Annotated in this window: 21 protein-coding genes; 5 read left to right on the top strand and 16 right to left on the bottom strand. The window is 35.8% G+C overall.

All coding sequences use genetic code 11. The annotated features are described in order from the left end of the window. Positions 1-97: 97 nt before the first annotated feature. From AC1DTM_RS09210 to AC1DTM_RS09185, 6 genes are all read right to left on the bottom strand, one after another. Positions 98-754, bottom strand: a complete 657-nt coding sequence (locus AC1DTM_RS09210) for an S-layer homology domain-containing protein (protein WP_016104142.1) — start codon at positions 752-754, stop codon at positions 98-100. A gap of 353 nt (positions 755-1,107) precedes the next feature. Continuing rightward, positions 1,108-2,010 (bottom strand): DMT family transporter, encoded by a 903-nt coding sequence (locus tag AC1DTM_RS09205; protein WP_016104141.1) that lies wholly within the window; start codon positions 2,008-2,010, stop codon positions 1,108-1,110. Positions 2,011-2,106: 96 nt separating this feature from the next. Next, a complete protein-coding gene (locus AC1DTM_RS09200) occupies positions 2,107-3,372 on the bottom strand; it encodes a M48 family metallopeptidase (protein WP_016104140.1) in 1,266 nt (421 codons plus the stop codon). Between the two features lie 261 nt (positions 3,373-3,633). Next, complete coding sequence (locus AC1DTM_RS09195; RefSeq protein WP_016104139.1) at positions 3,634-3,933, bottom strand: hypothetical protein; 300 nt, start codon at positions 3,931-3,933, stop codon at positions 3,634-3,636. 31 nt (positions 3,934-3,964) lie between these two features. Beyond that, a complete protein-coding gene (locus AC1DTM_RS09190; RefSeq protein WP_002011228.1) occupies positions 3,965-4,321 on the bottom strand; it encodes a hypothetical protein in 357 nt (118 codons plus the stop codon). 1 nt (position 4,322) lies between these two features. Next, positions 4,323-5,171, bottom strand: a complete 849-nt coding sequence (locus AC1DTM_RS09185; protein ID WP_016104138.1) for a CPBP family intramembrane glutamic endopeptidase — start codon at positions 5,169-5,171, stop codon at positions 4,323-4,325. A 140-nt stretch (positions 5,172-5,311) separates the two neighbouring features. Between AC1DTM_RS09185 and AC1DTM_RS09180 the strand changes: the two genes are divergently transcribed. Together AC1DTM_RS09180 and AC1DTM_RS09175 are read left to right on the top strand one after the other, a co-directional pair. After that, positions 5,312-6,016, top strand: a complete 705-nt coding sequence (locus AC1DTM_RS09180; protein WP_016104137.1) for a response regulator transcription factor — start codon at positions 5,312-5,314, stop codon at positions 6,014-6,016. A gap of 9 nt (positions 6,017-6,025) precedes the next feature. Further along, positions 6,026-7,768, top strand: coding sequence for an ATP-binding response regulator (locus AC1DTM_RS09175; protein ID WP_016104136.1), 1,743 nt, complete (start codon positions 6,026-6,028; stop codon positions 7,766-7,768). A gap of 288 nt (positions 7,769-8,056) precedes the next feature. Here AC1DTM_RS09175 and AC1DTM_RS09170 read toward each other — a convergent pair whose 3' ends face one another. Then, a complete protein-coding gene (locus AC1DTM_RS09170; protein WP_078173340.1) occupies positions 8,057-8,959 on the bottom strand; it encodes an AraC family transcriptional regulator in 903 nt (300 codons plus the stop codon). Positions 8,960-9,095: 136 nt separating this feature from the next. Between AC1DTM_RS09170 and AC1DTM_RS09165 the strand changes: the two genes are divergently transcribed. Continuing rightward, positions 9,096-9,581, top strand: a complete 486-nt coding sequence (locus AC1DTM_RS09165; RefSeq protein WP_088098793.1) for an RNA polymerase sigma factor — start codon at positions 9,096-9,098, stop codon at positions 9,579-9,581. A 5-nt stretch (positions 9,582-9,586) separates the two neighbouring features. Beyond that, the gene (locus tag AC1DTM_RS09160; protein WP_477000181.1) at positions 9,587-10,708 is read left to right on the top strand and encodes an anti-sigma factor; all 1,122 of its coding nucleotides are present in this window, start codon (positions 9,587-9,589) and stop codon (positions 10,706-10,708) included. A gap of 58 nt (positions 10,709-10,766) precedes the next feature. On the opposite strand, the gene AC1DTM_RS09155 is transcribed toward AC1DTM_RS09160, so the two are convergent. The 3 genes from AC1DTM_RS09155 to AC1DTM_RS09145 all read right to left on the bottom strand — a co-directional run bounded on the left by AC1DTM_RS09155 (position 10,767) and on the right by AC1DTM_RS09145 (position 13,368). Then, on the bottom strand, positions 10,767-11,033 hold the full coding sequence (locus AC1DTM_RS09155; RefSeq protein WP_016104132.1) for a hypothetical protein: 267 nt from the start codon (positions 11,031-11,033) through the stop codon (positions 10,767-10,769). 117 nt (positions 11,034-11,150) lie between these two features. Further along, the gene (locus AC1DTM_RS09150) at positions 11,151-12,128 is read right to left on the bottom strand and encodes an HD domain-containing protein (RefSeq protein WP_016104131.1); all 978 of its coding nucleotides are present in this window, start codon (positions 12,126-12,128) and stop codon (positions 11,151-11,153) included. Positions 12,129-12,261: 133 nt separating this feature from the next. After that, on the bottom strand, positions 12,262-13,368 hold the full coding sequence (locus AC1DTM_RS09145) for a metallophosphoesterase (protein WP_016104130.1): 1,107 nt from the start codon (positions 13,366-13,368) through the stop codon (positions 12,262-12,264). 34 nt (positions 13,369-13,402) lie between these two features. Between AC1DTM_RS09145 and AC1DTM_RS09140 the strand changes: the two genes are divergently transcribed. Beyond that, entirely contained in the window at positions 13,403-13,594 is a 192-nt protein-coding gene (locus AC1DTM_RS09140) for a hypothetical protein (protein WP_050567187.1), read from the top strand. Between the two features lie 70 nt (positions 13,595-13,664). On the opposite strand, the gene AC1DTM_RS09135 is transcribed toward AC1DTM_RS09140, so the two are convergent. The 6 genes from AC1DTM_RS09135 to AC1DTM_RS09110 all read right to left on the bottom strand — a co-directional run. Then, positions 13,665-14,738 (bottom strand): sulfate/molybdate ABC transporter ATP-binding protein, encoded by a 1,074-nt coding sequence (locus AC1DTM_RS09135; protein WP_016104128.1) that lies wholly within the window; start codon positions 14,736-14,738, stop codon positions 13,665-13,667. Between the two features lie 12 nt (positions 14,739-14,750). Then, positions 14,751-15,608: a sulfate ABC transporter permease subunit CysW gene (cysW, locus tag AC1DTM_RS09130; protein WP_477000180.1), complete on the bottom strand. Its 858-nt coding sequence runs from the start codon at positions 15,606-15,608 to the stop codon at positions 14,751-14,753. An 11-nt stretch (positions 15,609-15,619) separates the two neighbouring features. Further along, on the bottom strand, positions 15,620-16,447 hold the full coding sequence (gene cysT, locus AC1DTM_RS09125; protein WP_016104126.1) for a sulfate ABC transporter permease subunit CysT: 828 nt from the start codon (positions 16,445-16,447) through the stop codon (positions 15,620-15,622). Positions 16,448-16,468: 21 nt separating this feature from the next. Continuing rightward, complete coding sequence (locus AC1DTM_RS09120; RefSeq protein WP_199714902.1) at positions 16,469-17,524, bottom strand: sulfate ABC transporter substrate-binding protein; 1,056 nt, start codon at positions 17,522-17,524, stop codon at positions 16,469-16,471. 347 nt (positions 17,525-17,871) lie between these two features. Further along, complete coding sequence (locus AC1DTM_RS09115) at positions 17,872-18,123, bottom strand: hypothetical protein (protein ID WP_002149996.1); 252 nt, start codon at positions 18,121-18,123, stop codon at positions 17,872-17,874. Positions 18,124-18,296: 173 nt separating this feature from the next. Next, on the bottom strand, positions 18,297-18,837 hold a 541-nt coding region (locus tag AC1DTM_RS09110), incomplete at its 5' end, for an RNA-guided endonuclease InsQ/TnpB family protein (protein ID WP_477000179.1).

The raw sequence follows: 18,837 nt of genomic DNA, 5'->3' as shown, positions 1-18,837 counted from the left end.
AGCTTATGTACAGTGATAAACATACACAAAAACGTATAATAATTCTTTTGTAAACGAACAAAAAAAGCACAAATATTTCTATTTGTGCTTTCTCACTCTATTTCCAATCCTCTTTCAAATGATAATTAATAAGCGCATTGTTTATAAACTGAGCATATTGTTCTCTAGGCACGAAGCCATTTAATTCATACATACCTTTTCCAGTTCCTGTAACAACCTGATTAGATTGCAGTGCACTAATTGCCTCTTCTGCCCAATGACCTTTTGGTACATCTTTAAATGTCTGCTTTTGTTTTGCTTCGAAAGTAAATGCTTTTTGAAGTACTACTGCCATTTCAGCTCGAGAAATTGTTGCTTTCGGTCTAAAGTTCCCGTTTTCATCACCTTTAAAAACACCACGTTTTGTTAACGCTAAAATTTCCTTTTGAAAATTAGTTGAACTTTCAGAAATATCTTTGTATGGATTTGCTACTGCCCCTTCTTCTTTCATTTCAAGTGTTTTGTAAATAACCCCAGCTACTTGCTCACGTGTTGTAAGATCTCCAACACCATACTTTCCATTTCCATACCCAACTATAATTTTATTATAAGCTAAATCTAAAATAGCATCATATGCCCAAAATCCGTATGGAACATCATCAAATACAATCATTTCCGGATACTCTTCCGCTTTTACAGGCGCCACATTCGTTCCTGCAAATATACCTCCTACCATTGTCACAATCATCATTACACCCAATATTTTTTTCTTCATTGTCCTCTCTCCCTATTTCTATTGTATGTTAAATAGAAAAATAATAGATAATACGAAGCATTGAACTTCATTGTTTCAGGAGTACTAATTTGTTGGTGAATGTAAGATAAAATGCACATCTTCTAAAAGAAACATTTTGACTACCTTTCTGCTTTATACCTCCTTCTTTCTTTTTCAAAAGGAAGTTGTCACATCTTAGGTGTTATATAATAAAATATTCTACAATCTCTTTGTGAACTCCTTCGCATTTTTAAATTTCACTTTATTGCCACAAAAAGACGCAAATAATATATATTTGCGTCTTTTTCAATTCTATATGAAGCAAAGATATCCTCTACACTCATTCTCTATTGTTAAGAAATAGCACTTTCCTTCACCGATAGTTCCTTCTCTGTTCCCTTGCGAAAAGTTATTGCCATCCCTACGAATATAAGCACAATCCCTACTATTTGCATACTAGTCGGTCTAAATCCGGTAAAGACTGTATCTAATAGTATTGCAACCGCAGGATCTAAAAATACTAATATAGAAATAAGTCTCGTCGATAAATCTCTTAAACTGTCAAAAAATAAGTAATATACAAACCCAGTATGTATAAGACCTGTCGCTGTAATCATCATCCAGTTCATCTCTGTTAATCCTTGAAATTTCCCGAAATCTATAAATGGTAATAATAAAAATATACCTAAAAATGTTTGTACAAATGTCATCGCATATGCACTCGTATGCTTAATTCCTTTTCCTAGCAACGTTGTAAAAGCATAAAATAAAGCTGCAAGAAGTGCCCACACCATTCCAGATGACATTAGCTTTTCTAACGACACACTTCCATCTACACCAGCTACTAAAACTGTACCGATAAAACAAATAACGATCGATATAACCGCAAATACTGTTAGCCTCTCTTTAAATACGATACTGCCAATCATTAATACGATGATTGGAGCAAGATGATAGACAGAAATCGCAATTGTAATCGACATGACTTCAAATGCTTTAAATAAAAATACCCAGTTAAAAACGAGAAATACACCACAAGCTAATATTTGTATGGTTTCTTTTTTGTTCCATTTCTCATTTTTATATTGCCCTGTTACGAACCAACATAATGCTAAAAATAAAGTCGCACAAATACAGCGAATAAACACTAATTCAAAGGAAGGTAAACCTGTTTGTACTGAAAAAAATCCAATCGATCCGAAAATAGACATCGATAGTATCATTTTTATTGCCGGCATTGATTTTGAATGAAACAAAATATTAACCTCCTAAACTTTTCACTGAATATTCTACGAATTATACACTATAATCTTCCAAAACTCGAATATTCCATAATAAAAAGAAGCAGTACACTACTGCTTCTTCTGTTTTTCATATTGTTCAAACGTATGAATTCTTTCAAAAATTGGCGGATGTGTGTATAAGAAAAATTTCACTAACGCAGGCGGATTCACTTGGCTTAAACTTGTTTTTGATAAATATTGAAATGTTTTCACACCTGATTTCCCATCTTTCGTCATATCTAAAGCATATTGATCTGCCGCTCGTTCTTCTATACGAGAAACGTAGTTTGTTGCTGGTTGTGATGCAAAAGATAATAAAGAGGAAATTAAGAAAAATAAAGGTAAAATTGAGAAACACGCTAATTTTGGAATTTGCAGTGTATCTCCCCATTTTCGAATACACATATTTATAATACGACTAATTACATACATACCTATAAACGATAGCAAGACATAGCTCGCAACGCCCCAATATATATGTTTCATTACGTAATGTCCCATTTCATGAGCCATTATAAATAAAATCTCTTTATCTTTTAATTGCTTAAGCGTCGTATCCCACATTACAATACGGGCGTTAGGGCCAATTCCTGTTACGTACGCATTTAAGGCATTCGTTTTTTCTGACATATTTACTTCATATACGTGTTTAGCAGGAATGTCCGCTTTGTCTGCTATCGTTAAGATTTTTGTTTCTAATTCTTTATTTTTCAGCGTCGAGAAGTCGTTATAAAGCGGATCAATAACGACAGGCTGTATGAATGTTAAAAAGATTGTAAATGGTACAGAGAGCGCCCATCCTGCTAACCACCATCTCTTCGGGAATTTACGGATAAGCCACAAAAGAACCGCAACTACGATTAACATAGTCGCATAACTCTCCCAAAAACCGATGACATGATCTTTTATCCAGCTTTGTGTACTTTGCGTTGAAATGCCGTAATCAACGGACACTTTACGCCCAATCCATTGCATCGGTAATGCAAGAACTGTTGTTAGTAATGATAAATAAAAGAAATAAATCGCAACTTGTAAAACACTTATTTTAGTCGTTTCCTTCGACCATTTCTCAAACTTTTTTGAAATACCGAGCACGAGTACAAACAATAAAATAATCCATTCAAGAGGCGTCGCTAAAAAGAAAAGTAAATTTTTCACGCGCGAATAATCTTGGCTTAGCGTAAGCTCTTTCGCATTCATAAAAGTTTCTGGATCTGCACTCGTTCCTTTATACATCTCCGGAATGAGTTCATGATTCCATCCATATAAATACCAATATATAAATAACGCAAACCCAACGTACAAAAAAAGCGACCACCCAATAACTTTCCTCACGCTATTCCCTCCTCTATGCTGCCTGTCTATTATTATTGTAAGTTCGTACATGCTAAATTAGAACAAGCTAATCGTGAGAATTGTTCTAGCCCGTTCAATTTACATAAAAAAACTCTTCTATTACAAGAAGAGTTTCACCTATTTTCAAATATTTTCTTCGGCTCATAATCTAGTATAAGAAATGTACTTACAAACAAGCGCCTTTTATATATCGTATATATTCATAGTCCTTAAAAAATAGCGTCGTTATAATAGTCCGCCTTAAGGAAGTACATCTATTAACAAACTAAAATCTTGCAAAGAAAAAGAACTATATTTCATAATACCTTGTACAGTTAAAAGTAAAATAAGACCAATCACACACATGTAATTTATACTTTCTTCATGCTTTTTCTCAGCAACTACTCCGCCCGTTATGCATAAAATGCCTAATAAATGGAGCGCTAAATACATAAAAAAGTAAGCTTCCTCCCAGCGAAGAACAACATTTACTGTCGTAATCAATACTAAACTCAGTACAATCAAATAAAAAAACTTATTTGAAGATATTGTTTCATTCATATAATTTTATACATCCCTTTCAAATTTCGAATTAATGATGTTTCAAAGCTATAAAGTAAATGATTGTTTTCATACTATAAAACAAAAGGAAAGCCACTATTACTTTCACGAATATTTTATGAACCCACATATACTTCTCTTCATTTTTTCTGAAGATGCGCTTCATCATTTCTTCTACAATTAGACCAAATATTAGTAAAACCCCTAACACAATAAGAAGAGAAATAATATTTTCTTTTAAATGAGTACTAGAAAATAAGTAGTACTCTGGAAACACAATCGTATCTACTACAGGTTGAAGCCAATGGCAAACGTTTCTATCACACATATCTGTAATAGACGTAGAATCTATAATGTCTTTCAATATTTTTTCAATCGTCTTCTTCATCTCATTTATTCCCCACTACGTCTGAAAAGATTTTTTCCTGCTCTACATATATAGCTGGCATTTCTTTACTCCAATATTTGCGGTTAACAAATAAAAAGATGAGTACTAAGTTTAATCCCGTTATAAAAATAATAAGTCCTGGAAAGAACGTCGTATAGTTTGAGAAATCTGCAAAACTCATGATTTTTTCTCTACTTACTAGGAAAGATGCACAAAGTACAAATGTATTGTTTAACATGTGTATCGCAATTGGCATGAGTAAACTTTTCGTACGAATATATACGATTGATAATACGATACTAAATACGGCGGCACCGAGAAAATCGACATGTAATATCGCAAATAAAAGTGCCACTGCAATCATCGCTATACTCGTTCCCCATTTTGCAGCAAAGCGCTGAAGTAAAAATCCACGAAAAACAAATTCCCCAATAATAGGCGCGATAAATACAACCATAATAAATTGATATACATATCCCCCGGTACTATCTATAATCGGTTCATGCAAGGCATTCATAATAAAATCTGGTGTAATCCATGCAAAGCTGTACATGTACAAAATAAGATAGCCGTAACTAAACATACAAAGCATAATCGCGATGTACAAAACTTGCACCAAGTTAAATGTTTCATTTTTATTAACAAATAATGAAAATGAAACACGGTGCTTTCTATACTCATAAAAAATCCATGCAATCGGAAGGATATAAAATATAAGTATATTTATAAAAGAAGAATTTTGTATATGAAATGTACTTTCTAACAATTCCCCACTACTTCTCGCTACTAAAATTAATAGTGCAAATACAATTAAAAAATATCTAGCTCGCATCGTTTGAAACGGATTCACACTCATCTCCTCCCCTATGTTACTTTTATCATATCATTTGATTCTTAATTTTTTGTGAAAGAAAACCTTAAATTTTCCTTAAAAATTCCATATGTTACAAAAAGATGATATGATATTCGAGGAAATTAAGGGGGATTCTTATGTATCAAGCACATATATTACTCATCGATGATGAAACAGCAATTTTACAACTACTAACTACCATTCTTGAAAAAGAAGGTTTTTCYCATATTACAACTGCAACATCAGCTGAATTAGCTTTATCTCTCACCGAAAAAAACAATTACGATTTAATTATTTTAGATGTCATGCTTCCTGGACAATCTGGTTTTGATATTTGTCCGATTATTCGCCAACAAACAGATTGTCCGATTTTCTTCCTATCAGCGAAGGCATCTGATTTAGATAAAATATCTGGATTTTCATACGGTGCAGATGATTATATTACGAAGCCATTTAATCCATTAGAGGTCGTAGCTCGTATGAAAGCACAACTTCGAAGACATATGAAACAAACAGTACCACACGAACAAAACGCACACTCCATTTCATTTGGGAGATTTGAAATTGATCAACATTCTGCGGAACTAACAGTAGATGGGAACGTTGTCGAATGTTCCGCTCAACTGTTTCAACTACTACTCTTCTTTTGCGAGAATCCGAACTACGTATTTTCGAAAGAAGAAATATACGAAAAAGTTTGGGGAGCACCAGCCTATAATGGCGATGACAATACTGTTATGGTTCACATTCGAAAACTACGTGAAAAAATTGAACAAAATCCAAGTAATCCATTGTACATCAAAACGGTTCGTGGACTTGGCTATAAGTTCGTTACAAAGTAGGGTGACGATATGAATTTTAATAAACGGCTTATCATCCAATTTATACTGCAACACGTTTTTGTTTTAGTTACATTACTTATTGCTGTAGTCGCTGCTTTCACTTATTTAATTTTTCTTGTTACTAGCATTTCATACGAACCTAATATTCCGGATTCTGATAGTTTTACAATTTCAAGATATATCTCTTCAGAGGATGGCGATATTACGTTAAAAACGGAAGTAAAAGATTTAATTAAAGAGAAAAATGATTGGATTCAGATTGTAGAAGAAAACGGAAAAGTTCTCTATCAATTTAATACACCAAGTGATGTCCCAACTTCTTATACAAAAACATCTTTACTCGCACATATACAGAATCATATAGAAAGCCCTTATACATTTACATATTGGGAAATTGAAGTAGAAGAAAAGAACGTACTTGTTATTTACGGCGGTATGTTAAAAAGTAATGCATTATTAAAAACAATTCAGAAAGAACACCCTTCTGTATCTACAGATTCATTCACATTAACGGAACAAGAAAAACAGTTACTCTCTAAAGAAAAAGCAACACTGCAAATATTTAATCATAATGGCGAAGAGGTTTTTTCCTATCCAACTGGAAAGAAAAAAACACTTTCAACAATACAGACTGCTCTTAACGAAAAAGAACCGTGGAATCATAAAGAAAACACGTCTAGCTTTTACGATGCAAATAGTGGTCAGCTTCTCGTCATTACAGCAAAAAATGAACGCTACTACCCAGATGACGAAATTGAGGATGTATTTACTAAGAAGTTTCTAATCGGATGCGGATTAATCCTTCTTATCGTCTTTGTTTATTTAGTCATTCTATCTATTTGGTACGGAAATAAGTTTGGGAAACCGTTACTACACGCGATGCGTTGGCTTAAAAATATCGCTGGTGGAAAATATGAAGAACCTGTTAGTAAAAAAGGAAAACCAGTTCGATTCAGGCGATCCGGTAAAGAAAAATGGTCATTTCGCTTATTTAGAGATGTTACTAGTTCACTAGAGCACCTTTCTATAACACTCAAAAAAAATGATGCGATGAGGCAAGTACTGCAGCAAACACGTGAAGAATGGATTACTGGTCTCACACACGATTTAAAAACACCGCTTAGCTCTATATACGGCTATGCATTATTACTAGAATCGAAGCAATATAATTGGACTGATCAAGACATTCAACAATTTGGCCATGTAATGAAAGAAAAATCTCAATATATGACTACATTAATTGACGACTTAAGCTTAACATATCAATTAAAAAATGATACTCTTCCTGCACAACACGTAAATGTTGAAATTAATCAGTTCGTCCAAAAAGTATTATTACAATTTATTAATAACCCGACACTACAAAATCAAAACATTGAATTCGTGCCAAGTTCAAGCAAAATCCAATATTTTATTGAAGAAAAATGGTTCCAACGTATTATCGAAAACTTATTAGCAAACGCTGTAAAACATAATAATGAAACAACAAACGTAATCGTAAAACTTTCGCAAAATACAAATTCATTTACACTATCTATTTCAGATGATGGAAAAGGTATGGACGATAAAACGAAGGGGCTTCTATTCGAGCGATATTACAGAGGAACGAATACAGAAGAAAGCAACATTGGAACTGGCCTTGGCCTCGCCATTACAAAACAGCTCGTTCTTGCTCATAACGGAACGATTTCCATTGATAGTGAACTTGGAAAAGGAACGACGATTATACTTGTGTTTCCGTTTAGTTCGTAGGAAAAGGTGCTATATGGCGCCTTTTCTGTTTTTGGTAATTATTCGGTGAATAAACTTATATTGAGTGTCTTTTATTTTCTCTTTTCCGGTTAATTTGTTGGTAAATGAAATTATATCGACGATTTTCTAAATATATCAGCGATTTTCAATATATATCGACTTACCGACAAAAACTGACAATAACAGTCTTCTTCCCCTACTATACAAATTAAAAATAAAACTATTAACAAATACATTTCCCTTTTATAAAAAAAGCGAACCATCTCTCAATGACTCGCTCTTAATCTATTACTTTTTCTTCACCGGTATCCAAAGCTCAACTTGAGCGAACTCACTCTTATCTGCATGGCAACGCTCATCGTATTGTTCAAACTCTGTAACTCCGCAATGTTCATATCCTGAATGCGGGAACCATTCTGAGAACACTGCATTCCACGTTTGATGAATAGACGATACCATTTCTTCATGAGGAACTTTTGGTGTTGTAAATACTGCATACGTTGCGGATGGGAATGTACGCTTGGCAATCGCATTTGGTACATTTTCAAAATCTGTAACTTCCATTCCAATAATATAAGTGAAGTCTCCTGTTTCTAAATTAAAATCGGTACATAATCCAAGCTCTACCCATTGGCTCGTATCTTTACGATTTGGAATCGTCGTTCCAAGATCCTTTTGTAAATACTCTTGCCAAAAGGCAGGGATATCTTGATGATTTTTCCCTTCTTTACTTGTCGTCTTCAGCTCATAACCCGCCATTAAAAATTCTGGTTTATTTACAATACGATATTCCATTTGTATGCCCCCTAAATATGGATTTAATTTTCTTTGTTTTACATTCACTCTATAATACATTGGTGTTTCAATTTCTTGTTTTCGATATTCACTTGGTGTCATTTGAAATAATTTTTTAAAGGCTCTCGTGAACGTCTCGTGAGATTGAAAGCCATGCTCAAATGCGACATCAATAATTTTTTCATCCGTATGAGAAAGTTGATAAGCTGCCCGGGCTAACCTCCTCTTCCGAACATACTCCATTACTGTATCGCCTACTAACGCCTGGAATACGCGATGAAAATGTGATTCAGAAAAACATGCAATGCGAGCTAAATTACGTAGCGTTTGCTTTTCCATTACATCTTCTTCAATATAATCAATTGCCCTTTGAATTTGAGTTTCATAGCTTTCCAACTCTGTTCACCCGCCTTATATGTATTATGATAAAAGAGAATCCTATCCAATTCTTGACGTTTTTTACTATAATTCCATAAAAAATGTAACTTTTTTATATGTATTTCGTTGTTATGTATGAAGGGAGGGAAATGTAGTGACACAAAGTCAATCATTAGAAGACATTTACTCAGAGCACATGCATGATTTATTTCGCTATCTTCTCTCCCTAACCGGAGATCCCCACCATGCTGAAGATCTCATGCAAGAAACTTTTTACCGAATGCTCGTCCATATTGACTATTATAAAGGAGCAGAAATTAGGCCATGGTTATTTACAATTGCCTACAACGCCTTTATCGATTGGTACCGAAAAGAAAAGAAATATAAAACAACCAAAATCGAAGAATTCCATTTACCAAACGTGCCAAGTACAGAGCACTCTTATTTCGTAAAACATGAAATTACTAGTTGGTTACAAAACATATCCTCACTTCCGCTCGAAAGACGAAATGTGTTGCTACTACGAGATTACTACGGATTCTCCTATAAGGAAATAGCAGAAATGACCGGTCTCTCGTTAGCAAAGGTGAAAATTGAATTACACCGAGGACGAAAAGAAGCAAAAATCATAAAGGAGTGATGCAGATGGGCTGTGCAGAGTTTAAAAACCTGTGGGAGAAATATGCAGACGGAACACTCACACATGACGAACAAGAAAAATTAGAAAGTCATATTGAGACATGTGAAGAGTGTGAAGTGCATTTGGATGAATTGCTTGCGAAGAGTGAGCCAGTAAAGAAAAAGTTACCGCCAAAAGATCTTAAAGTTCCTTTTTGGAGGATTAAATGGAAACATCGTTTGCAGATGTTTGGTTTTATACTATCAATTTGCATCATTATATATATGATCGGCGGAGTATTATCTGCCTTTTATTTTCAAGCTAATAATGATAAAAGGCTAGAAGAAATAAGAGAGGTTCCCTCCCTTGCACTTGAAGCAACTATCCCAAATAGCCGCGTTACGGGGGGCGGAACAAGTGTAGAAACTTTCTTCCGTACGCACAGCCACTTTAATTTAGTGAAAACGGTTGGTAAAAAAGAAATGCCACTCGGTACATTAGAAACAAAGAGCTTCCTATCATCTTTAGATGTCACAAACAAATCTTGGATGAATACATTTTATCAGCCAAAACTTTTCTTTGTTCATCCAAAAACAGAGCAGGGTGATTATTTAAAGGAATCTTCCAAAAAAGTATGGGATACACTTKCAAAAGTACATGAGGGAACAGTTGCCGAAGTTGCAATTTCTTTTGACAAACCTTACACTTTACAAGAATTAGAGCCACTTTTATATAGTGTATTTGAAGCACAAGAACTCCCTCCAACTCCTGCATGGTACGCTTTAGATACGGGCCAAGAAAAAACAACTGCAGGAAATTTCATCCTAACTGGTGGGGAAGCTATAGGGTTTCCAGAACATGTAAGATTCCTTAATAGTGAAACAGACACGCAGAAAACGCAAGAGGATAAAGTAATTGAAATGATGCGTATTCTTTCTACACATAAAAAAACTGTAAGTACAGTTGCTATGCTTCCTGAAAGCGAACTAAACTTAGATAAACGTTATAAATATGTAAAAGATAACGGCGTAAAAGTATACGGTATTGTCATTACTGGACCGTCAAAAGAGTTATTAAAATTACAAAACTCCCCTCACGTACGTTATGCGACTCTTGGAGATATTGAGGTTTGGAATTGGTTTGATTGATACTGAAAAAGAAGTAGCACATTAAAAAATGATGTGCTACTTCTTTTTTCATTTGCTACTAACTGAAAACAGTAATTTTCAAAATTTTAATAAGGAACATTAATGCTACATTCGCTAGTGTAATACCGATTAATAAAATTGCCGTCATAAATTCTCCCATTCCGTTATTATATAGAAAAAGAGAATAACAACTGGTAGCTAATACAACTGAAATAATTGCTGGAATAAATGAAATGATTTTTTTCTGATGTGATTTTTTAGAAAGGATTATCGTTGCGATTAAAGTTATGGGGAAGAAGAAATATAGAATAATTGAGAAGATCACTTGCTCACCTCCTTATAAGTTAAATTATACTACCTTCCATTTATTGTATGTAGTTGTTTTTATTAAAAATAAAAGGTTTCCTTACTAGTAATAACTACTTTCAAGGTAACCTCTGCATTAATTAGAAATCACTTTCACATACATTCCTCTTACCGATTTTTCATAAGCGATATCGCTCATCTGTCTTATTTTTTCTGATACGACAGACGACTGAACGATTTTTCCTTCACGAAGTAATGGCGGGTCAATGAGACGCACTTTATTTTTCTGATGTAGATCATACTCATTTCTATCTTCTTTTACTTCTATACTTGGGTGAACTTTTCTTAATAAAGCATCTACCTCTTGATCTTTACATAGTTGCAATTTCGATATAAGCTCATGATCTTCAAGAAGAAAATCATCTGCATGAATAACCTTTTTATGAAGAGCTAACTTTAACGTTTTAGCTAACATATCATTTCCGTAAATATTAATTGGTTTCATAAAGAAATCGATTACTTCTTTGTAATACGCCTTCGTAAACCATTCTGCAATTTCAATATTTTGAAGAACCATTCTCCCATTAACTTCGATTAAATCATCTAAAAAATTTTGAGCTTCTTCTAAAGAAATATATCCATATGTATACATATCTCTCAATGTATAATCCACTCGGTCTGCACATAATTCTGGTGCGGATCTTTCAAGTAACGTCCACTTCGAATCATCTAATAAAATATCTTCATAGTTATAACCATGTTTTGAAAGAATCGCCGGGATTTCCGAGTTTTTAACGACAGAGCTAAATATTTCTTCATGATAACTTTCATTTTCGTTATCAAAAACGTAATCAATCACATGAGAAAAAGCAGTGTGCGATACATCATGCAGTAAACCAGCAATCTGTTCTTCTACTGAACCACCAAGTTTTTTAATTAACAACATAGCACCAACTGAATGGTCAAAGCGCGTTACATTCCATTTCTCATTCATTAAGTAACTTGCTCCGGCCTGATGAACCCCTTTCAGCCTTTGCACATGTTTACTTAAAATTAATTCTTCTAACACTTTATCTACTTCAAATTCACCGTATATGATATCTGATATGATCACTTATAATCCCCCTTTTCAAGCAGAGTCTTCTTATAGTATCTCTTTTTTCAGAGAGTAAATAAAGAACTTCACTCGAATATTTTGTGCCTTTAAATTAAAAAATAGAGAGCACTCAGCTCTCTATTTCACATACCTATTCAAACGTAACTTCCACCTGCACAATCTCAGATCTACTTCCAAGTCTAAGCGGTGGTCCCCAGAATCCAAATCCAGAAGAAACAATGGCGTGGAATGCACCTTTTTGTACGTATCCCCAGTCTAGTTCGTACATTCTTCTCGTCACAATATGATTCGGCGCCATTTGTCCGCGGTGCGTGTGACCGGATAATAGTAAATCGACGCCGGCATCCGCTGCTTGTTTTAATTCAAATGGTTGGTGATCCATTGCGATAACAGGAAGCGATTTATCTACCGTACTCATTAGATTTTCAAAACTTTGACGATCACGCTCTGTTTTATCTCTTCTTCCAACGAGATAAAAATCATCTTCAATTGTAATGACTTCATCTAAAAGAATACGAATATCAATCTTATCCATCTCTTGTAAAAACTCAGGAACAGCTCGGCCGTAATATTCATGGTTTCCTAACACACCATATACGCCTAATGGAGCTTTCATCTGTTTCATGATTGGTCCCATATTTTTTTGAATGAACACACCTGGATGATCGTCGATAATATCACCAGGCAGTAAAATAATATCGGGCTCCATTTCATTTACATGATGGACAAGTCTCTTTAAATGCGCAACACCAGACAATTTACCGAAATGCATATCCGAAGCCATCGCAATACGTAAACTTTTACGTCCTTCTACTTTTTTCGGTATATGTACATCATACTTTCTTACAACCGGGCTATACGCATTAAATACCCCGTATGCGAAGATAAAGAAAAATACGAGTAAAGTGACTGCCCCTGTCCAAATAATTGCCGTGTCTTTCTCTATAGAAAACTGTAAAAAGAAGACTGCAATATCGGCTAATGGCAATAACATGAGCGCATATTGTATAACCGCAAACCAAATTGAACCGACAGTTCGCAGGAAAGGAAGGAATTTAAACACTTGCACGAGAATATACGCATATGAAATAAATCCGACTATGAAAGCGTAATATCCCCAAGATTCCCAGCCAAATACCGTACTGAGCCAAACCCAGCCGTTCCAGCCAATGTAAAACATAAGTAGTGTGTATACAATTAAAATAGTGAATATATTGAGATAACGAAAATTTTTCACTGCTAGCCTCCTTATTGATTTCTTCTATTATATCTTGTTATGCACGTTTAACGTAAATATTAAGCACTTCAATCTTCACAATAAAAACATTGATAAACACATCGTTTTAAAATTTTTAGGGACCGCTGTAATGGGGATTTTGGAATCTTACGTGTTAGAAGAAATTGATAGTGATATTGCGTATGTTGCGACGCAGGTTGGGGAGTTGATGAGGAGGAATATATAAAAATATAACATTCACGCAAACAAAGAAAAGCCGCACCTACAAATACTCGTATAGGTACGGCATTCCACTATTAAATCACAAAATCCTCCGGAATAAACACCTTCACTTCTCTCGGATGTACGTATACAAACTCACCCGTTTGAATGCCTAGCTGTCTAAACTGTTCTTTACTAATTTCTGCTTCTAAATACTCATCTGTTCCTTCGCGTCTCAATTCTACATATACGACAGGGCCAACTGCATGTGAGTATGTTACTTTCGCCGGGATGGCATCTATACTTTGTTTCGTACGATCGATTGATAGATGATGTGGTCTTACGTATCCCACTCCGTCTACGTTTGAAACGTGCTTATGCTCTGGTGCTTCTAGTTCCACCGATCCTACATTTAGCTTACCTTTATGGACGCGGCCATGAAATAAGTTTACGTTTCCTAAAAAGTCGTACACGAACGGGCTTGCTGGATTTTCATACACTTCTTCCGGCGTTCCCATTTGTTCAATGCGTCCTTCATTCATTACAACGATGCGGTCCGCAACGTCTAACGCTTCTTCTTGGTCATGCGTTACGAATACGCTCGTAATTTGAAATTCGTCATGTAGTTTCCGGAGCCATCTTCGTAATTCTTTCCGCACTTTCGCATCAAGTGCACCGAACGGTTCATCAAGTAATAAAATTTTCGGTTCGACTGCAAGTGCCCGGGCTAGTGCGATACGCTGTCGTTGTCCGCCAGATAATTGCGCTGGGTATCGTTTTGCGAAACCATCCATTTTTACTAGTTTCAATAGTTCTATTACTTTTTCTTCTATTGCCTCTGCTGAAGGTCTTACACTTTTCTTTCTTACTTTTAAACCGAAAGCGACATTTTCAAACACGTTCATATGTTTAAAAAGTGCATAATGCTGGAAGACGAAACCAACTTGCCGATTTTTCACATGAATATCTGTTAAATCTTCCCCCTCAAATGAAATGGAACCTCCATCCGCTTCTTCTAGCCCTGCAATAATTCGTAATAACGTCGTTTTCCCAGAACCTGATGGGCCTAATAAAGCGACCAGTTCACCTTTTGGAATATCCAAATGAATGTCTGCCAGCGCTTGAAATGTACCATATTGTTTTGATACATTTTGAATTTGAATACTCACCGCACTCACCCCTTATTGTCGTTTTTCCATTCTCCATTCAATCCAGTTTTTTATAACGAGCGTAACAACTGCGATAAGTGACATTAAAGTCGCCACAGCGAACGCTGCTGAAAATTGATATTCATTGTACAAAATTTCAATATGAAGAGGCATTGTATTTGTCATGCCGCGCACGTGACCAGACACAACGGAAACGGCGCCGAACTCACCAATGGCGCGGGCATTACATAAAATCATGCCGTATAATAGACCCCATTTTATATTTGGTAATGTGACGCGCCAAAACATTTTCCAGCCGCTTGCGCCAAGTGATAGAGCTSCTTCTTCTTCACTCTTCCCTTGCGCCTGCATAACTGGGATTAATTCACGCGCAACGAACGGAAACGTAACAAAGATCGTCGCAATGATAATGCCAGGGACAGAGAAGATGAGTTTTATCCCGTGTTCCAATAACCATCCGCCAAGATTCGCACGAGGTGTGAAAAGTAAAACGAATACTAATCCTGCAATAACTGGTGATACAGCAAACGGCAGTTCAATAAGAGATAATAATACTTGCTTTCCTTTAAACTGAAACTTCGTAATAAGCCAAGCAGCCGCTATTCCAAATATCGTATTAAGCGGTACAACAATTAATGCAACGAGAAGTGTTAACCTAATTGCCAAAAATGCTTCTTGATCTGTTACAGCGGCAATATATACATCAACTCCTCGTTCAAATGCTTTCATAAAAATTGTCACGAGCGGCAGTAATAGAAAGAGAGATAAAAATAAAATTGTTATCGTAATGAATAGCATTGGTACAAACTTAGATTCTTTTTTAGCTGACATGCTTTTTACTATTTTCTTTTCTAATAATGTTGGTTCCATTTTTTCCCCTCCTATTCGCTTTTCAGTTCGTGCCTTCTACTCCAAGTTTGAATCATATTAATAAGTAGTAGGAAAAGGAGAGAAATAATAAGCATCACAGCCGCTACCGCTGTTGCGCCTGCATAATCATATTGTTCTAGTTTCGTCATAATCATAAGCGGTGCGATCTCTGTTTTCATTGGCATATTACCAGCAATGAACACGACAGATCCATATTCCCCTAATGCCCGCGCAAAGGCGAGTGAAAAACCAGCAAGTAGAGCTGGAAATATTTCTGGCAAAATGATTTTCACAAATATTTGGAAACGCGACGCTCCTAAACTAGAAGCTGCTTCTTCTACTTCTTTATCAATACTTTGTAGTACTGGTTGCACCATTCGGACAACAAAGGGTAAGCCAATAAACGTAAGCGCCACAATAATGCCGAGCTGGGTAAAAGCTACTTTTATATGAAACACACTAAATATTTTTCCAACCCAGCCATTTTCCGCATAAAGCGTCGTAAGTGTAATACCTGCTACAGCAGTCGGAAGAGCGAATGGTAAATCGATTAGTCCGTCTAATAACCGCTTCCCTGGAAATGTGTAGCGAACGAGTACCCAAGCAATTAATAAACCAAAAATGGCATTTACGATTGCCGCTACAAGTGAAGTTGTGAAACTTACTTGATACGAATGCAAAACGCGCTCACTCGTTATAACTTGTGCGAACTTCTTCCAGCCTAGCTGCGAAGTTTGAATAAATACGATAGAAAGTGGTATAAGTACGAATAAACTCATATACAGCATTGTAAATCCAAGAGATAATCCAAACCCTGGTAAAACACGCTTCTGCCTCATATAACGTCACCTCATCCCCCCTTATTTTTTATACATTTGATCAAATACGCCGTCATCATTAAAATGCTTTTCTTGCGCTTTTTTCCAGCCGCCAAATAACTCATCTACTGTAAATAATTGAACTTTCGGAAATTGTGATGCGTACTTTTCTGCTACTTTTTCATTACGAGGGCGATAAAAGTTTTTCGCCGCAATTTCTTGCCCTTTTTCTGAATACAAATATTCAAGGTATCCTTCTGCTACTTTTTTCGTTCCTTTTTTATCAACGACTTTATCTACAACAGCTACTGGCGGTTCCGCAAGTATACTAATCGAAGGCGTTACAATTTCGAATTTATCTTTTCCAAGTTCTTTTTGTGATAACAACGCTTCATTTTCCCAAGCAATTAACACGTCACCAATTCCTTTTTCAACGAAAGTCGTCGTTGCCCCGCGTGCTCCTGAATCTAGTACTTCCACGTTTTTATAAATTTGACCGACAAACTCTTTCGCTTTATCTTCACTATCGTTATATTTCTTCAGTGCATATCCCCACGCCCCTAAATAGTTCCACCGTGCTCCCCCAGATGTTTTCGGGTTTGGTGTAATGACAGACACACCTTTTTTCGTTAAATCATCCCAATCTTTAATTCCTTTCGGGTTTCCTTTTCTCACAAGAAATACAATCGTTGATGTATACGGAGTAGAATTATCCGCAAGTCGCTTCTGCCAATCTTCTGCTAGTTGTTTCTTCTTACTAATCGCGTCAATATCATAAGCGAGCGCTAGTGTTACAACGTCTGCTTCTAAACCGTCAATAACGGAGCGTGCCTGACTTCCAGATCCCCCGTGTGATTGCTTTACATTTACTGTTTGACCATGCTTCTCTTTCCAATACTTCGCAAAGTCTTTATTGAAATCTTGATACAACTCACGCGTCGGGTCATATGAAACATTTAAAAGTTCAACTGTCTTCTTATCCCCGCCTCCTTCAGAATTACTAGTAGATGTTGCCGAGCCACACCCTGACAAAAGAACAAATGCTGACAATAAGACACCTGTACTTTTCATAAGCGCTGTCTTACCCCACTGTTTCATATATAAAGCCCCCTTAGTTTGTACAATAGAAAAAGGCACACAATCTATTCACAAAAGTGAACGTTGTGCGCCTTCAGTTTCTCTGATGAGCTTCTATTGTATTCTGTTTGATTTCTTTTCATTTTAATTCCGTAATTCATATGTGTCAACTTGGAATTTCACTTTATCGCTTCGGGGGCTTATACAAATATCCCTAACTATTCCCTTTCACCATCAACAACAAATATATGAATAAATCTTTTTTAATCATTATCAATATGACATTTCCTTTTATATTCATTTATCCATCATAACTATCATATTGATAATGATTATCAATTGAACAGAAAAATAAAAGCCAATCTTTTTTATTTTCTACATAAATACGCTTTCCGGTCATTTTTAAACAATAAATAATGAGCCGTATGCACTTTTCTCTCTAAATAGTCCAACGAATACGTACTCGATGGATCTACTAAATCCCCAATCGCCCCTGAAAGGTGATCAATTACCTTTTGCAATGTTTCTAAGTTCTTCTTTTCACTCTCCATATTCATTTCATCCATAATGTCACAAATAAGATATTGCACTTTCCGTAAGCGTAATTCCTTCTGCTCCACGTATATCTCCTCCTTATTATTCATATTACGGTGTGAACTACCCACCACTTAGTATCTCTTACGAGTTTACTTGAAGTGGGGGCTTCTCGGTTCATCGTTACTTTTGATAGCTAACGAATTTGTCTTAAGACAGCCGAGCTAACTCCCTTGTTCCAAAGGTTATTTCTTACGGTTTATATCAATGCTAATAACCGCATGGCTTCCTTTTTGATATTGATAGCTGCGTTATAATCACGACTTATTGTTAGTCCACACGAACACTCATACGTGCGTTCAGATAATGACATTTCTTTTTTGTTTCCACAACGACTACACATCTTTGTAGAAGGAAACCATTTATCTATTTTCACAAGCTGTTTTCCTTGTTCTTGTAGCTTATATGCTAAAAATGTCGTGAACATCCTCCAACCGTTATCCGCTACACTCTTACCAAAGCGAAGTGMTCGTGACATTCCTTTCATATGTAAGTCTTCGATTGCTACAACGTCAAAATTMGTAGCCAATTCTTTCGACTTATGATGAAGGAAATTCTTACGTTGATTGGCGACCTTTTCATGCAACTTCGCTACACAGATGCGTTGTTTATTCCAACGCACTGAGCCTTGTACACGTCTTGCTAATACTCGTTGTGCCTTTGCTAATCGGTCCAGCATCTGACGATAAAAGCGAGGATAATTGGCTTTCTCATCTTCGCTACTCACGTACAATTCAGCC

This window comes from Bacillus sp. P4_D3 (assembly GCF_056401855.1).
This window is presented reverse-complemented; position numbering and strand designations above follow the sequence as displayed.